General features: G+C 58.1%; 1 pseudogene. It reads left to right on the forward strand.

Going from position 1 to position 222, the window contains the following annotated elements:
- Window positions 1–222, forward strand: a pseudogene (locus KDM89_RS22320) (IPTL-CTERM sorting domain-containing protein); the annotation flags it as partial.

Genomic DNA, 222 nt, shown 5'->3' on the forward strand with positions numbered 1-222 from the left:
CAGGTGACGGTACGTACAATGCAGCGACCCAGGTACAGCAAACCTTCGCGGTTGCGGCGGTGGTTCCGGGTGCACCGACCAGTGTCAGCGCAACCGCAGGTACTGGTTCAGCAACAGTGACCTTTACTGCACCGGCTTCGAATGGTGGTGCAGCAATTACGACTTATACAGCGACCTCCAGTCCGGGCGGATTTACCGGTTCATGTACCGGTCCATCGGCTT

The sequence above is a fragment of the Cognatundibacterium luofuense genome (assembly GCF_018139685.1).
Taxonomy (GTDB): domain Bacteria; phylum Pseudomonadota; class Gammaproteobacteria; order Burkholderiales; family Burkholderiaceae_D; genus Undibacterium; species Undibacterium luofuense.